This is a genomic window from Clostridium sp. FS41 (assembly GCF_000954015.1).
Taxonomy (GTDB): Bacteria; Bacillota; Clostridia; order Lachnospirales; family Lachnospiraceae; genus Enterocloster; species Enterocloster citroniae.
In genome coordinates, this window is sequence record NZ_JYHN01000054.1 from 55,154 (window position 1) to 71,136 (window position 15,983).

A 15,983-nucleotide genomic window follows, 5' to 3' on the forward strand; every position below is an offset into this window, starting at 1 on the left:
GAAAAGGAGCGAGCCCTTTGGAAATCCTAAAATGTGAGAATTTAAGCAAGATATATGGTTATGGCAGTAACAAGGTAATTGCCCTGGACAGGATTGACCTCTCAGTAAACAAAGGGGAGTTTGTCGCTATTGTAGGCGCATCCGGTTCAGGTAAATCCACGCTGCTGCATCTGATTGGAAGTGTAGATAAACCTTCCGAGGGAAGAATAATGATCGAGGGGATTGATATTTCCACTCTGAATCCCACCCAATCCGCCATGTTCCGGCGCAGAAAGGTGGGGTTGGTTTATCAGTTTTATAATCTGATCCCAACCCTGACCGTCAGACAGAATATTTTGATGCCCCTTCTGTTGGACAAAAGGAAACCAAACCAGGAGCATTTTGAACAGGTAGTAAACGCATTGGGCATATCGGATCAATTGGAATCACTGCCTGTCCAATTATCCGGAGGGCAGCAGCAGAGGACCGCCATTGCCCGTTCCTTGATCTACCGCCCGGCTCTGTTGCTGGCTGATGAGCCAACGGGCAATCTGGATAGGAAGAACTCCAAAGAAATCATGGACATGCTTAAGCGATCCAACCGCAGCCTGAACCAGACTATTTTGTTGATTACCCATGATGAGGGGATTGCGCTGGAAGCCGGACGCGTCATAACCATTGAGGACGGGCGTGTTATCAGCGACCGGAGGAGGGGATAGGAATATGTGGAAGGATTACTCAAGGAGTTATATTAAGAACAATCGTGCTTCCAGCATATCCATTATTGCGGCTGCTTTTATTGCCGCGTTATTCCTTTCGTTTCTGTGCAGCCTGTTTTATGGCTTTTGGGTATACGAGGTTGAGGGGATCATCCTGGAAGAAGGGGATTGGCAGGGCCGCATTACTGCCGGGATCAATGAGGAGGATCTGATCACCATTCAGAATTTCAGCAATGTTAAAACAGCGGTTATTAATAATGGATTGTCCGGGGAACAGGAGACGGTTGTTGACATTTACTTTGAAAATGTAAGAAATATTTATAAGGATATGCCCCTGATCACAGAAAAGCTAGGTCTGGAGGAGGATGTGGCTTCCTTTCATGAACTGCTTTTGTCCAGATATCTGATCCATGATCCCCAGGAGAGGAACCCGCCGCTTTTAATGACATTTTACCTGGTTATCCTCCTGCTTGTGTCCGTTTCCCTGATACTGATCATCCGTAATTCTTTTGCAATTTCCATGAATGGAAGGATCCATCAGCTTGGTATCTTTTCCAGCATTGGGGCAACACCGGAACAGATACGGACCTGTCTGATACAGGAAGCAATGACGCTTAGCCTGATACCAATCCTGCTTGGCAGCCTGGCGGGAACCGGCCTAAGCTACGGGGCGAGTCAGGCGATTCAATGGATAGGGGCAGATCTTCCGGGCAGGCATGAATCTGCCTTTCAATATCATCCTCTTGTATTTGCATGGACGATCCTGTCATCTGTTATGACTGTGTTATGCTCAGCCTGGCTGCCGGCAAGAAAGTTGAGCAGGCTGACCCCATTGGAAGCCATCCGATATACGGGAGAATTGAAACCCAGAAAGGAGATACATTCCCCTGTCCTGCGTTTTTTGTTCGGAATAGAGGGAGAACTTGCAGGAAATTCCCTGAAAGCCAGGAGGAGATCCATGTATACCTCCACAATATCCCTTACCCTTTCTTTTTTGGGCTTTACATTGATCCTGTGTTTTTTTGCCCTTTCAAATATCAGCACGGAATATACTTATTTTGAGAGATACCAGGATGACTGGGATATTATGGTCACTTTAAAGGATACGGAGATTGAAACCTTTGGACTGTCCGGCCAACTGCGCAGTCTTAAAGGAGTGCGTGATCTGATCGTGTATCAGAAATCAGAGGCTTTCTGCTCTGTTTCTGAAGGGAATCAAAGTCCGGAACTGGCTGCAATAGGAGGTCTTAGTGCGGTTACCGGCCAGCAGGGTCCATGGACCGTAAAGGCCCCAATTGTTGTGCTGGATGACGCAGGATTTACAGATTACTGCAAACAGATTGGTGTTTTGCCCAGACTTGACGGAACCATTATTTTAAACAGGATATGGGACAGCCTAAACAGCAATTTCCGGTATCCCAGATATGTTCCCTATATTGCAGAAGACCGCAGCAGGATTCTCCTGGAAAGCGCAGGGGAGGAGAGTAAAGCAGAGGTCCCTGTGACAGCTTATACTCAAAAAGCGCCTGATCTGAGGGAAGAGTACGATGACTATGCATTAGTACAGTTTATCCCTTTGTCTTTATGGAAAGAGATATCCGGGGACATAGAGGGGACACAGCAGGATACATGGATCCGTATATTATCTGAAGAGGGAGCTTCGCTGGAGGAACTGGACGCCCTGGAAGAGGACGTACTCTGCCTGCTGGGCGGCATATATGATATTGAAATTGAGAACCGGATCCAGGAAAAGATTACAAATGATATCATGATATTCGGATATCAGCTTGTCATAGGCGGGCTGTGTTTCATCCTTGCATTGATCGGAATCGCCAATGTGTTTTCCAACACCTTAGGTTTTCTGCGCCAAAGAAAGCGGGAATTTGCCCAGTATATATCCATAGGCATGACTCCGGCAGGAATCAGAAAGATATTCTGTATTGAGGCAGCGGTGATTGCAGGACGCCCAATTCTTATTACCATTCCCCTTACTGTTGCAGCAGTGGGGGTTATGATAAAAGCAAGCTATCTGGACCCGATGGAGTTTATAGCCAAAGCCCCCGTTGGTCCCATTCTGGCCTTCTGTCTGATAATGGCTGGTTTTGTGGCACTGGCCTATTATCTTGGGGGGAAGAAAGTCATGAAGTGCAGTCTGTCTGAGGCACTGAGGGATGATACATTGGAGTAATGGATATGTGCGGTTAAGGGCCTTAAAGGGGCTGCAGCAAAATGATTAATTTCTCGTCATAGAGCGGCAGCCCTGCTCGATACTGCGCATTCAGCCCCGATTGGTTAAACTTTGTCAAAAATTGTTGTTGCATTTTTGGGAAGAGACTGTATATGCTTTAAGAAACCGTAACTTGCGTTTGCTTCTTCTACATGATAGGTGTGTCCCCACTTTGTCTCTAACTCAAATGCAGTATCATGAAACAGGTCGCACATTATGAACACAGAACGCCAAATATCATCTATGTTGCCATTGATATATGTTTTTAAAAATCTATCCCATATTTCTTCCGGTAAATATGCTTTTAAGTTTTTTGACGCCTTTCCTGTTGAAACCTGGAAATTTGTTTCATAACCCACTTTCCAATTTAACAATTTTACTAACTGTGGATGGCTGCCATCATAAAACATTTTATGTACATAGGGTATTTCTTCACGCCACAAGCCTTTGGCGATATTATTCAGGCACCACCAAAACTCATTACAGCAGGCCCAAAATTCATCTTGGCTTGGTTTCCTGATCCGGTAATCCTCATCTGACGGTTCAGGGATTTTTGGTAAAATACCATCTTTATCCAACAGGATCATACATAATTTATCTTCCCCAATATTTACTTCTTCAATGGGAATAACATGCAGATCAAGTCTGTTTCCGTCTTTGAACTGTATCAGCCACCCGAAGCACTTATTAAGATCAACCTCCATCCCCATACATATGTCAACTTCTTCCGGACATTGCATAAACAGCCTTTCTCCGAATAGGTCAATCCAGTTTTTGTCTTCATAAAAAGGCTTTGTCTGATGAACCACATATACAATATCATAATCTTGAAAAATGTCTTTCTTAATATTCTTATTTGTTCTGGAGCCGTTCATATAAACGGCCCGTATTCGTTCATCATTTTTTGCGGTACCTATTATCAAATCAAGCATTTCCTGTTCAGTTCTCATTTGATTTCTTTCCTGCCTTTCCGGTTAATTTATATCATTACACATTTGGAAGTAAATGTCAATCCAGGCTGCCTGCCCGCAAATCAATCATTGAATCCAGAATGTATAACCAGCTTTCCATTGAAATCTGTGCCGTGTTTGCCCTGAATTGTTGTGACTTTAAAGGGGAAGGAGTCCATATTTGTGAAGGAGATTGATGCGGTCTACGGGGAGGATATGAAACAGGCGCAATACACTTGCCTGTAATGCGGAAACCGCCTTTGTCCGAAGAAGCGGACCATATGGTGAGTTTTTACAGCAGTATTATCTGAAAAAACCAAATGGATCCCTAAGGGTCGTGCTTCAGAAGAAGTAGCGGTTGACGCATAAATGGTCAGAGGAAATAAAAGGACAATAACCAGGGAAAAACTCAATGAAAGGATTTTACGCAGCTTTGTAACAGACATGGGGTACACCTCCAACTATTCGCGAAAGTCTAGTTTAACGAATAGTTGGAAGGAATAATGCCGCAATCTCGCATAAACGCAACGATATCCCGATAACATCTTAAATTACAGTCATTTCAGCCGAATCGCCATATGTACAATAATAAATAGTCTCTTCCCCTAACACTTGCCCATACAGCATCCGAAACACAATCCTGCCAGGTATCCATTGGAACTTGGCCAGGTATCGCTGAGTATTTCCTTTTATATATTATATCCATTATAATTATATCCAGGAGCATCTTCAATATCTCCTGGTTTCTGATCGATTCCTTATTGTACAAGCTTTATGCTTTTTATATAAGGTTTTTGTGTATAGAAATAATTATATTTTCAAATATGTTAAATAATTAACAAATCAATGTAGTTATATGGCCGGCTGCAATTTCTCTTTTACTCTCATAGGAACCAAATCGTAATTGAATCAAGGGCATAATTGATAAAATCCATAATATACCCTATCACAATTAATCAAACTCCTTCTCTTCCGCCCTTCATTCATGATTGTTGACAATTTCATACAACAGATTTCATACAACAGATTTCATACAACAGTTTACATAAAATATTTATGTAAATCAAACCACGAAAAATCAATCCATTCTCCTCTCCTGCCCTCAACAAACCAACATTTAATATTATATTCTAAATAATAATTGACAATCAATGATTTATAAGGCTAGAATATAAAACAGACCAGTAATGTCAGATAATCGTTCCTGGTGAAAGGAGGTTCTTATAATATGAGTAATTTATCCTATCATGAACAGATAGACAGGGAAAATATATTAAAGCTTCGCCATTTGATTAAGGACTTACCGCCCTTTTGCGGGGATTTTTTCCGGGGGATCGAGCCAAGGACTTCATCCAGGACACGTATCGCATATGCCTATGACCTGCATGTTTTTTTTGATTTCCTCCACAAGGAAAATCCCGTTCTTGCCAAAAAAGAGATCATGGATATTACCCTTGAACATTTAGATCAGCTTTCCGTGACGGATTTTGAAGAGTATATGGAATACCTTAAGTATCGATTTAATGAAAAAAACCAGGAGGTTATGAATAAAGAAAGGGGGATCATGCGTAAAATCTCCTCTTTGAAAAGCTTCTATAATTATTATTACCGAAATGAGCGGATTAAAAATAATCCGGCCGCCCTGGTGCAGCTTCCCAAACTTCATGAAAAAGAGATCATCCGCCTTGATGTGGATGAGGTTGCTCTTCTTTTGGATGAGGTGGAACAGGGGGATAAGCTCACAGACAAGCAGAAAAGTTACCACCTGAAGACAAAAGTAAGGGATCTGGCATTATTGACTCTTTTGCTGGGAACCGGTATCCGCGTGTCCGAATGTGTGGGGCTCAATATTTCTGATATTGATTTTAAAAACGGCGGTATCCGTATTTACAGGAAAGGCGGGAAAGAGGTTACTGTATATTTCGGCACAGAGGTGGAGGATGCACTGCTGGATTATCTGGAGGAACGGGACCGCATTATTCCGGAAGCGGGGCACGAGGATGCTCTCTTCCTCTCCCTCCAGCGTAAACGGATGGCTGTGAGGAGTGTGGAAAATTTGGTAAAGAAATACGCCAGGACCGTGTCACCTTTAAAACCCATAACCCCTCATAAGCTGCGCAGTACTTATGGAACAAATCTGTACCGTGAGACCGGTGATATCTATCTGGTGGCAGATGTGCTTGGACATTCGGATGTAAATACGACCAAGCGCCATTACGCTGCTCTGGAGGATGAACGCAGACGCAGCGCCCGCAATAAAGTAAGGCTTCGGGAAAAGTAGGAATTGTCCTAATAAAACAATTACTTTTTTGGAAAGGCCAACAGTGTAAATGTAATTGCAGTTTTATTTTACCGCAAAAAGGGGATTCTCAAATCACAAGTGTGAAATGAAAATCCTTTTTTTTAAATGAAAATCCCCTTTTTTAGCAGCAGGCAGCCACAAAACCTATTCCTGTACAATCTTAAAGTAAGTCCTTGCTGTCAACCGGTAAACAAACAGGTATACTGCCCCGAACACAAGCACGGAGCCGACCGTAAATGCAGCAAACAACCGTGTATTATACATGCTGAAGATGGACAGCAGGCTGCACATGGCGGGAAATGCTACGATAATATGGATAACCGCCATACCCAGGGGAAGAAAAAATACCATCATGACCTGCCTTGTGATGGTGTTCTTCACCTCAGCAGTGCTCATGCCCACTTTTTCCATGATCTGAAACCGCTCCCTGTCATCGTAGCCTTCTGTTATCTGTTTATAGTAGATGATCATTACCGTGGCGGTAAGGAACAGCGCAATAAAGAATATGCCCACAAACAGGATGCTTCCGTACAGCTGGTAGAACTCTGTCCGTATCTGGTCCCTTGCAATTCCTCTGGTGATGCCTGGAATCCTGTCCTTAAACTCCGCCTGGAATCCGGCCTGTCCCTGGGCCGGCCCCTTCAGGTCAAAAAAACAGTGATAGCTGACCTGGATGCGGTTTCCGTCCTCCTCTCCCAGAATCCCGCGGCTTGAACGGGCAAGATCCTGTAAGTCGGCAAACTCCGGCAGTATCAAAAGCACCAGATCTCTGGGAGTTGCAAAACCCGGCAGCTGAGTTATATCAAATTCCTCCAAACGCCCGGCAATCCGGTAACCCAGGCCGCAGAGATCCACCGAATCTCCAAGGGTCACGGCAGGCGCGTAGTACATTGCCTCACCGGGAGCCAGGATCGCATTTCCGTCATTGTTCCGGTTATAATCCGAAAGGGTCAGGACGTAAACCATAAGCGTGCCCGGATCATAGCCGCGGACTGCCCTGATCCGGTTCCCATTGTAGTCTGCATTAAAGGAAAGCTGATAGAAATCCATCATGTTTTCAAGTTCACAGTTATGTTCAAGGGCCAGGCTGCGGGCCGCTGACCGGATGGCTTCCGGTACCTGTTGGGGCTGATGGGCGTTTTCATGATCCAAAACGCCGGAAGGCAAAGATTCAGCGTTCTCTGCCCCTGCATACAGGGAGATTTCCCTGGGATACTGGTTCCTTAATATATCCTCCTCCCCAACATATAAGCTTGCGCAGGTGGAAAGGGTAATGAGTACTGCGGCGGACAGGATACAGATGCCGGAAAGGCCTGCCGCATTCTGCTTCATGCGGTAGATCATACCGGATACAGCCACAAAGTTTTCCGGTTTGTAGTAAAAATCCTTCTTTTTGCGCAGGGTTTTCAGGATTGCCACACTGCCCGCCTGGAACAGGCAATAGGTCCCGGCCATGACCAGTATGACGGAGGGAAAAAAGAAATGGAGCGCACCGGAAGCAGTCCGGGTGTGGATGGCGATCCCATACCCTGCCGCCAGGGCTGCTGTGCCGGAAGCTGCCATAAACCATCTGGTTTTTGGCTCCCGCTCTCCCGTTTCGCTGCTTTTTAAAAGTTGGATGGGATTTGCCCTGGACACGCTGATCAGATCATACACCAAGACAATGGAAAATGCAGTCCCATAGATCAGGCAGGTCCTGCCCACCGACTGGAATGGGATGGTAAACATCAGTTTTCCGGGCAGTTCCACCAGCTTTAGCAAAAGCAGGAACATGGCCTGGGAGAACAAGGCGCCTATTATGATACCTGACAAAAGACTGGCGGTCAATCCGATCAGCACTTCCCAGAACAGAACAAAGCCAAGGTGCTTTTTCTCCATGCCGAGGACGCAGAACAGGCCGAATTCTTTTTTTCTTCGTTTCATCACAAAGCTGTTGATATAAAACAGGATCAGGAAAACAAATAACATACAGATATTTCCACAGATTTCAACAATCACCTGCATAATATCCTTGCCGGCCATCTGACTTTTTTCCACCATGACCCCCACGGAATCCAGAACATATAAAAGCCCGGCCAGCAGGCCGCCAGCCAGCAGGTAGGGTCTGTAGATACTTGCGTTTTTTTTCATATTGGTGAGGGCCAGCCTTGGATAGAAAAGGAAGTTATGCACGCTGTTCATCACGTTCCTCCCCTCTTTTGCGGGTGGCCAGAACCGTTAATGTGTCGGATATCTTCTGGTACATTTCCTCATTGGTGCAGGTTCCGCGGTAGAGCTGATGGAAGATGATCCCATCTTTGATAAAGAGTACACGGCCAGCATGGCTGGCTGCCCTGGTGCTGTGGGTTACCATGAATACGGTTTGTCCGGAACGGTTCACTGCCTTAAAAATGCGCAGGAGTCCGTCTGCTGCCCGGGAGTCCAGGGCTCCGGTGGGCTCATCTGCCAGAAGCAGCCGCGGCTTTGTGATCAAAGCGCGGGCCACTGCCGCCCTCTGCTTCTGTCCGCCGGATACCTCGTAAGGGAATTTTTCCAAAAGGTCCTCAATTTCAAGCTGCTTTGCAAGAGGCGCAAGGCGTTCCTCCATTTCATGGTAATCCTTTCTTGCCAGAACCATGGGAAGGAAAATATTATCCTTGATTGAAAACGTGTCCAGCAGGTTAAAATCCTGGAACACAAATCCCAGGTTATCCCGGCGGTAAGCGGCCATACGGCTGTCCGGGATCTTTGACATATCCTTTCCATCCAGCATGATGCTGCCTGAAGTGGGTTTATCCAGGGCTGCCAGAATATTTAACAGGGTGGTCTTTCCGGAACCGGATTCTCCCATGATGGCCACGTATTCCCCGCGGTCCACGGAAAACTCAATATCTGCCAGGGCCACTGCCTTCACACCGCCGAAATGGGCGGTATATACTTTCTTTAAGTGTCTGACTTCCAAAAGAGACATAGTTACCTCCAATCTTTCCTGTATCTGTATTGTGTCTCCTATTATAGAAAGCATGGAAAAAAGCTGCCATAGAAGCAGCTTACATTTTTCCCTTTGAACCTTACATTTTTGAAAGGCTTCCGGATAAGCCGAGATATACCCGCGTCCCCTCTCCTTCCCGGGAATCGATGCGGATGGTCTGTCCAAGCATTTCCATGGCCTGGCGGCAGAGGAACAGGCCAATGCCTGTTGAACGTTTTTCCTGCCGTCCGTTATATCCGGTATACCCCCATTCAAACACTCTGGGGATGTCTTCCCTGCGTATACCTATGCCATTGTCCTCGATCACCAGTTCAGACCCGGCCCAATCGCCGGAGGCAGCCATATGCTCAGATCCGGTTACATAGATGCGTATGTCCCCCTGCCGGGTGTATTTTATGGCATTGCACAGAATCTGTTCCAGGACAAACAGGAACCATTTTTCGTCAGTGAGCACGGCTCCCTTTAACGGCTCTAGATGGACCGCGGTCTTGTTATAGATGAAAATGGGGGCGCATTGCCGGACTGCTTTTTTGACCAGGGAATCCAGGCTGTATTCCTTTAATACCAGGTCACGGCCGGCCTGGTCCAGACGCTGGTACTGCAGCGCCATATCCACATACTGTTCAGCCTTCAGCAGCTCCTGCTCCATTGCCTGGCGGTCCACCTGATCCTCCTGAAGCAGCAGATTCATGGCGGAGACCGGTGTTTTGATCTGGTGGGACCATAGAGTATAATATCGGCTGTTCTTTTGCTTTTCTTCCCTGCTCCTCTCCTTTTCCTCCTTGCAGCGCTGCTGCCAGAGACGGACCAGATGGATCCATTGTTCATCTTTTCCACCGGCAGGGACTCCTGTTTGTTCAAGGCCCCCTTTATTTTTGTCCCCTTCATTTTTCTTCTCTTCATTCCTGCCATCTTCATCTTTAGCAGGCAGCGGAGGCAGAAATAGTCCATTCTCCGCCTGAAGCGTCAGCTCCCGGATCCTGCGGCAGGTTCGCAGATCGGTTAAGAAATCCAGGATCGTGCAGGTGAGTACACAGGCTGAACTGAGCAGGAGGATATATGTCATGGATTGCCACGGAAGGTCCTGCAGCCACCAGATTACAGTGACTAGAAGGAGAAGGATCATTGGAAAACGAAAGGGTGTGCGTTCTTTACAATACGAAAAAAAGAGGGAGATCATGACCTTACCTCCTCTTGCCTCATAGCTGCCTCGTTGCAGATTCCTGCTTCAGACAGAAGATACCCAAGTCCCTTTTTTGTCTCAATCAGTCCCTTTAACCCGATGCTTTCCAGTTTTTTGCGAAGACGCGTCATATTAACGGTAAGGGTATTATCATCGATAAAATGTTCGCTCTCCCACAAATACCGGATGATGCTGTCCCGGGATACCACCCGGCCTTTCTGCTCCATCAGACATTTCATGATCCGCAGTTCATTCTTGGTCAGATCCAGTTTTCCACTGCCTGAGGCCAGGGATCCGTCTCCTATGTTAAGGACAGCAGCACCCGCTCTCAGTACGGTCTTTTGTTCATTAAATGTATAGGTCCTGCGCAGCAGCGCCTGTATTTTCGCCAAAACCACTTCCAGTTTAAAGGGCTTGGCCAGGAAATCATCCGCCCCCAGATTTACTGCCATCACCAGGTTCATATCATCCGAGGCAGAGGATATGAAAATGATAGGCACCTGGCTTAGTCTGCGGATCTGGCCGCACCAGTAGTAGCCGTCAAAAAAGGGAAGCGAAATATCGAGCAGGACCAGATCCGGCGCTGTCTGTTCAAACTGTTCCAGGACGCGGCTGAAGTCAGTGACTGCCGCCACCTGGTAATTCCACTTTTCCAGTGTGCGTTTCAGAACATTGGTTATGGTGTTGTCATCTTCTACGATCAATATATGATACATGCTTCCTCCAAACATGGGTGTGTACTCCGGCAAGATCAGATGCAAAGATGGGGGCCGGTAAGCTCCCGAGCGTACACGGATCAATCCGAGCGTACACGGATTAATAAGACCGGGAGGTCCGGTAAAACAAGCGGTCCTTTAGAATCCGTTTTAAGGGGCCCGGAATCCGCTTGCTTTCCTCAATGGCCTCCCCCATCATATCACCCAGATGAAATGTCTGTTTCCTGAGATCCTTTACCACCTGGGCGGCTTCTACCTGCACCTCGGAATACCGCACCAGGGATTCCATAAAACGTGAGAATGAATCCAGATACCCGTTCCTGATCCCGTAGTTCACGTCAATGGCCACATAATTTTGAAAATTCAGGATCTCTCTCCCATCCGGGTTGCTTTGAAGGATGATAGCCTCGATCTCCCCGCTGTACCTCCACTTCAGGCGCCGCTCCAGCTGCCTTTTAAAATCCACAAATACCCTGTCGCTGTAATACCACGCACTGCTGCCGATCTCATAGACCTTCCGGTAGCCGCCGCCTGTCTCCGGGTCATTGGTATATCCCACAGCATAGATGGAGCAGTACCTGCTGGAGTTATAATAAAGATAGCTGAACTCCTCCACGATTTCCCGGGCTCCCGGAAGGCTGGGACGGACAAACAGCAGGACAATAATATGTTTTTCGTTTAATTCCCGTTCTTTTTTAACGATTTCCTCATAGGTACTCACTGGAAACATGCAAAACTCCTTTTTTACATTATCTTATCATTTTGCAGCTTCTGTGAAAAGGGGTAATTCTCTTAAAACTTACGAAGCTTTTGCAGCAAACTGGCTGTTGTACAAGTCCGCGTAAAACCCTCTTTGCCTGATTAGGCCGTCATGGGTACCGTGTTCAATGATGGTGCCCTCCCGCATGACCAGGATCAGATCCGCATCCCGTATGGTGGAAAGTCTGTGGGCGATGACAAAACTGGTCCGCCCCTTCATCAGGTTCCCCATTGCCTTTTGTATCTCGATCTCTGTCCTGGTATCCACGCTGGAGGTGGCCTCATCCAGGATCAGGATGGACGGGTCCGCGAGTATGGCTCTTGCAATGGTAAGGAGCTGCTTTTGTCCCACGGACATGCCAAGGAGCTCATCATCCACCATGGTCTGGTAACCCTGGGGCAGGGTACGGATAAAGTGGTCGATCCTGGCTGCTTTTGCTGCCTGGCGGATCTCCGGACCGGTTGCCCCGCTTCGCCCGTATGCGATATTCTCCGCAATGGTTCCGTTAAAAAGCCATGTGTCCTGCAAAACCATACCCAGGATGGAACGCAGCTCCCTGCGGCTCATTTCATTGATATTGACATTGTCAATGGTTATTTTACCTCCCTGCAGTTCATAAAAGCGCATCAGCAGATTTACCAGGGTGGTCTTGCCTGCTCCGGTTGGCCCCACAATGGCCACCTTGCTTCCTGCCCGGACCGAGATATTGATATCCTCCATTAAAATCCTGTCCCTGTGATATCCGAACCGTACATGTTCAAAGGAAACATTTCCCTTTGGCTGCGGCAGCAGCTGTTCTTTGGCAGTGTCCGGTATCTCCTCCAGTTCATCCTGTATCTGGTAAACCCGCTCCGCTGATGCGATTGCACCCTGCAGTCGGTTTATTATATAGGACAGCTGGGTAACCGGCTCGGTAATCTGATTGATATACTGGAAGATGGCCTGGATTTCACCGATTGTAATAGTGCCGCTGATAACGGATACAGCGCCGCGCACAGCAATGATGACATAGCCGATCTGCCCCAGAAAACGCACCAGGGGCGTGATGGCGTAGGTGATGAACTGTGCCTTTGTGGATTCCTTCTGCAGCTTGTCATTGAGTTCGTCATTGGTTTTTACCATTTCATCCTGCAGGTTAAATGCTTTAATAATGGCATTTCCCGTAAATGCCTCCTCAATGCTGGCGTTCAACTCCCCCAGAGCAGCCTGGTTCGCTGCATAATACCGGTTGGTTTTAAGGGAGATCAGGGCTGCTGTGACCACGCTTACCACAATGCTGCCCAGGGCGATCATGGTCAGTGAGGGGCTGATCACCATCATCATGATAAATGCCCCCGCAATGGTCACCACGGATGTGATCAGCTGGCTTAAGCCTTCCTGCAATGTGTCCGCCACCTTTTCCAGGTCACTGGTGACACGGCTCAGGATATCTCCTTTCTTGTGGGTATCATAGTAACAAAGAGGCAGCCGGTTCAGTTTTTCACTGATGGACCTGCGCATGGACAGGGAGATGTCCTGGGAAATGCTGGCCATGATATACTGTTCAAGAAAACTGAACAGGGCGCTGAACAGGTAAAGCACTGCGATCACCCATATGATCTTACCCATGGTGGACACGTTGACCTGGAAGGCGGTGCCCTGGGATACGGCATTCTTTATGCCGTCATAAATCTGGTTGATGGCCTGGCCGATCAGGGCAGGCGTGATGATATTAAACACGGCGGCGGCTATGATGCAGAGAACCACTGCCAGTATCTTGGCTCTCTGTTTCATCAGATCCCTGAAAAAACGTTTTGCCGTGCCTTTGATATTTTGGGCCCGGTCAGCCGACATTTCATCCCCAAACAATTCAATGGAACTCTGGCTTTCCAGGATGTCTTTTTCCTCACTCATGCGGATTCCTCCTGACTTAATTGGGATTGGGCAATGTTTTGGTACACGGAACAGTCTGCCATCAATGTTTCATGGGTACCCTTTCCAACGATCCGGCCCTCATCCAGAACAATGATCTGGTCCGCATCGGTAATGGTACTGATCCTCTGTGCCACAATGATAACAGCACTCTCCTTTACTTCCTGCTTTAACGCTTTGCGAAGCTTTGCATCCGTCTTAAAATCAAGGGCGGAAAAGCTGTCGTCAAACAGGAAGATATCCGGTTCTTTTATAACAGCCCTTGCAATGGACAGACGCTGTTTTTGTCCGCCGGAAAAATTGCCGCCCCCCTGTGATACGGGAGCATCCAGGCCCTTTTTATGTTCACGGATAAAATCATCAATCTGGGCAATGGCGGCTGCATGGTGCATTTCCAGGTCCGTGGCATCTTTTTTTCCATGGCGCAGGTTATCGGCAATGGTCCCGCTGAACAGGAACGCTTTCTGGGGCACATAGCCGATCATATCCCTCAGTTCCCGCTGACCGTACTCCCGTATGTCTCTTCCTTTGATCAGTATATTGCCTTCCTGTATATCATAAAAACGCATCAGCAGGCTGGCAATGGTGGACTTGCCGGAGCCGGTCCCCCCGATGATTGCGGTGGTCTGGCCTTTGCGGACGGAAAAACTGATACCATGGAGTACATCCTCCTCCGCGTGTTCATAGCGGAATGTGACATTTCTAAACTCCACTTCCCCATGGGAAACGGGATCCTCTAATTTCACGACCTTGCCTGAAACAACGTTGTCTGAGATTTCGGGCTCCATATCAAGAACCGCATTGATGCGCTGTGCACAGGCCTGGGCCCTGGGCACCATGGCAAATACGGCAACCCCCATGATCAGATACATGAGGATCAGCACTGCATACTCAATGATCGCCATGATATCACCGATCTGCATGTTTCCGGCAGCCACCTGTTTCCCGCCAAACCACAGGATCAGCAGGGTGCACAGGCTCATTACACCCATGACCATGGGAAGTACGCAGGCAAAAAACTTGTTGGCTCTTATGGCAATTTTGGCGTAATCTGCAAAAGACTGATCCACCCTTGCCTTTTCATGGCCGGTACGGTTAAAGGCCCGGATCACCCTTACGCCGATGATATTGTCCCTGACCGTACGGTTGATCTTATCCATCAGGGTCTGGAGATGTTCAAACATAGGGGTTACCCTGGTGATCACAATTGCGGAAAAAGCGATCAGGAACATCATAAGCCCCAATATGATGAAGGCCAGGAGCCTGTTCTTGGAAAAAGCCAGGATCAGCCCGGCAATGGTCATGAAGGGAGCGGGAAGCAGCATCTGGACCAGGGCTGAAAATGCCTGCTGGATCTGGACCACATCACTGGTACTGCGGGTGATCATGGAAGCTGCACCAAACCGGTTAAAATCATTTGCGGAAAATGACTGGACTTTGAAAAATAAGCGTTTGCGTATATCACTTCCCATCCCGGTTGCAATATAGGTGGAAATGTAGGTGCCTCCAATGGACACGCCTGCAGTGAATAAGGCGACAACCAGCATAAAAACCCCGGTTTCACGCACATAGTTCAGATCGCCTGCCACGATCCCGCTGTTAACAATACCTGCGGTAAGGGTTGGAATATACAGGGTTCCCAATACCTGAATGAACAGGAGCAGGAACATAAAAACAGTCCATTTTTTGTATGGTTTCAAAAAAACCATTAGTTTTAGCATTAAATAATTCTCCTTTATATATTTTTCTCAAAACCATGTTTCATGATCTGCAGCAATTGGAGCAGCCCCTGTCTCTGTTCAAAGGAAAGCTGACCCATGGCAGCCTCTTCCGCCTCCATCAGGCGCCCCATTACCTGGTCTGCGTACTCCTGGCCGGATGGGGTAAACTTGATAACCTTATTGCGCCGGTCAAAGTCCATTTCCTTCATCTCCACGTAACCGTTGTCCAACAGTCCGCGTATGAGTTGGTTGACGCTCTGCTTTGGAAAATGGAGCTGTTCGCAGATGAATTTCTGGGTGCAGTTTTCAGGCGTGTCATATATGATATCCAGCACAAGAAGGCCGGCATAGGTCAGCCCCACTGATTTGGCGTAGGTTTCATACAGGTCTTCAATGGAATCCATAATATCAAAAAACTGTCGTAACTGCTCTCTCACGCTTGGATGGTTCATAGGTTATCCTCCTCAATTAGTCCGTATATTTTACTATTCACTGTGTGGACTATACTATCATAGCACTGACTGCAATGTCAATGAAGGATTTC

General features: G+C 47.3%; 12 protein-coding genes. 3 read left to right on the top strand and 9 right to left on the bottom strand.

Features of this window, described 5'->3' with window-relative positions:
* Nucleotides 1–17: 17 nt before the first annotated feature.
* Nucleotides 18–698 carry an ABC transporter ATP-binding protein gene (locus CLFS41_RS09790; protein WP_045092173.1) on the top strand — a complete coding sequence of 227 codons (681 nt, stop codon included), beginning with the start codon at nucleotides 18–20 and terminating at the stop codon, nucleotides 696–698.
* 4 nt (nucleotides 699–702) lie between these two features.
* The gene (locus CLFS41_RS09795) at nucleotides 703–2,886 is read left to right on the top strand and encodes an ABC transporter permease (protein WP_045092174.1); all 2,184 of its coding nucleotides are present in this window, start codon (nucleotides 703–705) and stop codon (nucleotides 2,884–2,886) included.
* Between the two features lie 104 nt (nucleotides 2,887–2,990).
* On the opposite strand, the gene CLFS41_RS09800 is transcribed toward CLFS41_RS09795, so the two are convergent.
* Nucleotides 2,991–3,875, bottom strand: a complete 885-nt coding sequence (locus tag CLFS41_RS09800) for an aminoglycoside 6-adenylyltransferase (RefSeq protein ID WP_007864674.1) — start codon at nucleotides 3,873–3,875, stop codon at nucleotides 2,991–2,993.
* 1,228 nt (nucleotides 3,876–5,103) lie between these two features.
* Between CLFS41_RS09800 and CLFS41_RS09805 the strand changes: the two genes are divergently transcribed.
* A complete protein-coding gene (locus tag CLFS41_RS09805; protein ID WP_007864713.1) occupies nucleotides 5,104–6,156 on the top strand; it encodes a tyrosine-type recombinase/integrase in 1,053 nt (350 codons plus the stop codon).
* Between the two features lie 165 nt (nucleotides 6,157–6,321).
* Here CLFS41_RS09805 and CLFS41_RS09810 read toward each other — a convergent pair whose 3' ends face one another.
* From CLFS41_RS09810 to CLFS41_RS09845, 8 genes are all read right to left on the bottom strand, one after another.
* Nucleotides 6,322–8,358, bottom strand: coding sequence for an ABC transporter permease (locus tag CLFS41_RS09810; RefSeq protein ID WP_045092175.1), 2,037 nt, complete (start codon nucleotides 8,356–8,358; stop codon nucleotides 6,322–6,324).
* Nucleotides 8,342–9,127 (bottom strand): ABC transporter ATP-binding protein, encoded by a 786-nt coding sequence (locus CLFS41_RS09815; protein WP_007864718.1) that lies wholly within the window; start codon nucleotides 9,125–9,127, stop codon nucleotides 8,342–8,344. The genes CLFS41_RS09810 and CLFS41_RS09815 overlap by 17 nt, the downstream gene beginning before the upstream one ends.
* 100 nt (nucleotides 9,128–9,227) lie before the next feature.
* The gene (locus CLFS41_RS09820) at nucleotides 9,228–10,214 is read right to left on the bottom strand and encodes an ATP-binding protein (protein WP_227161334.1); all 987 of its coding nucleotides are present in this window, start codon (nucleotides 10,212–10,214) and stop codon (nucleotides 9,228–9,230) included.
* 110 nt (nucleotides 10,215–10,324) lie between these two features.
* A complete protein-coding gene (locus CLFS41_RS09825) occupies nucleotides 10,325–11,047 on the bottom strand; it encodes a response regulator transcription factor (RefSeq protein ID WP_045092241.1) in 723 nt (240 codons plus the stop codon).
* A 100-nt stretch (nucleotides 11,048–11,147) separates the two neighbouring features.
* A complete protein-coding gene (locus CLFS41_RS09830; RefSeq protein ID WP_007864728.1) occupies nucleotides 11,148–11,777 on the bottom strand; it encodes a hypothetical protein in 630 nt (209 codons plus the stop codon).
* Nucleotides 11,778–11,846: 69 nt separating this feature from the next.
* Nucleotides 11,847–13,700 carry an ABC transporter ATP-binding protein gene (locus CLFS41_RS09835; protein WP_007864731.1) on the bottom strand — a complete coding sequence of 618 codons (1,854 nt, stop codon included), beginning with the start codon at nucleotides 13,698–13,700 and terminating at the stop codon, nucleotides 11,847–11,849.
* Nucleotides 13,697–15,439: an ABC transporter ATP-binding protein gene (locus CLFS41_RS09840; protein ID WP_045092177.1), complete on the bottom strand. Its 1,743-nt coding sequence runs from the start codon at nucleotides 15,437–15,439 to the stop codon at nucleotides 13,697–13,699. Before CLFS41_RS09840 ends, CLFS41_RS09835 begins: the two co-directional genes overlap by 4 nt.
* A gap of 14 nt (nucleotides 15,440–15,453) precedes the next feature.
* Entirely contained in the window at nucleotides 15,454–15,891 is a 438-nt protein-coding gene (locus CLFS41_RS09845) for a MarR family transcriptional regulator (protein WP_007864737.1), read from the bottom strand.
* Between the last annotated feature and the right edge of the window lie 92 nt (nucleotides 15,892–15,983).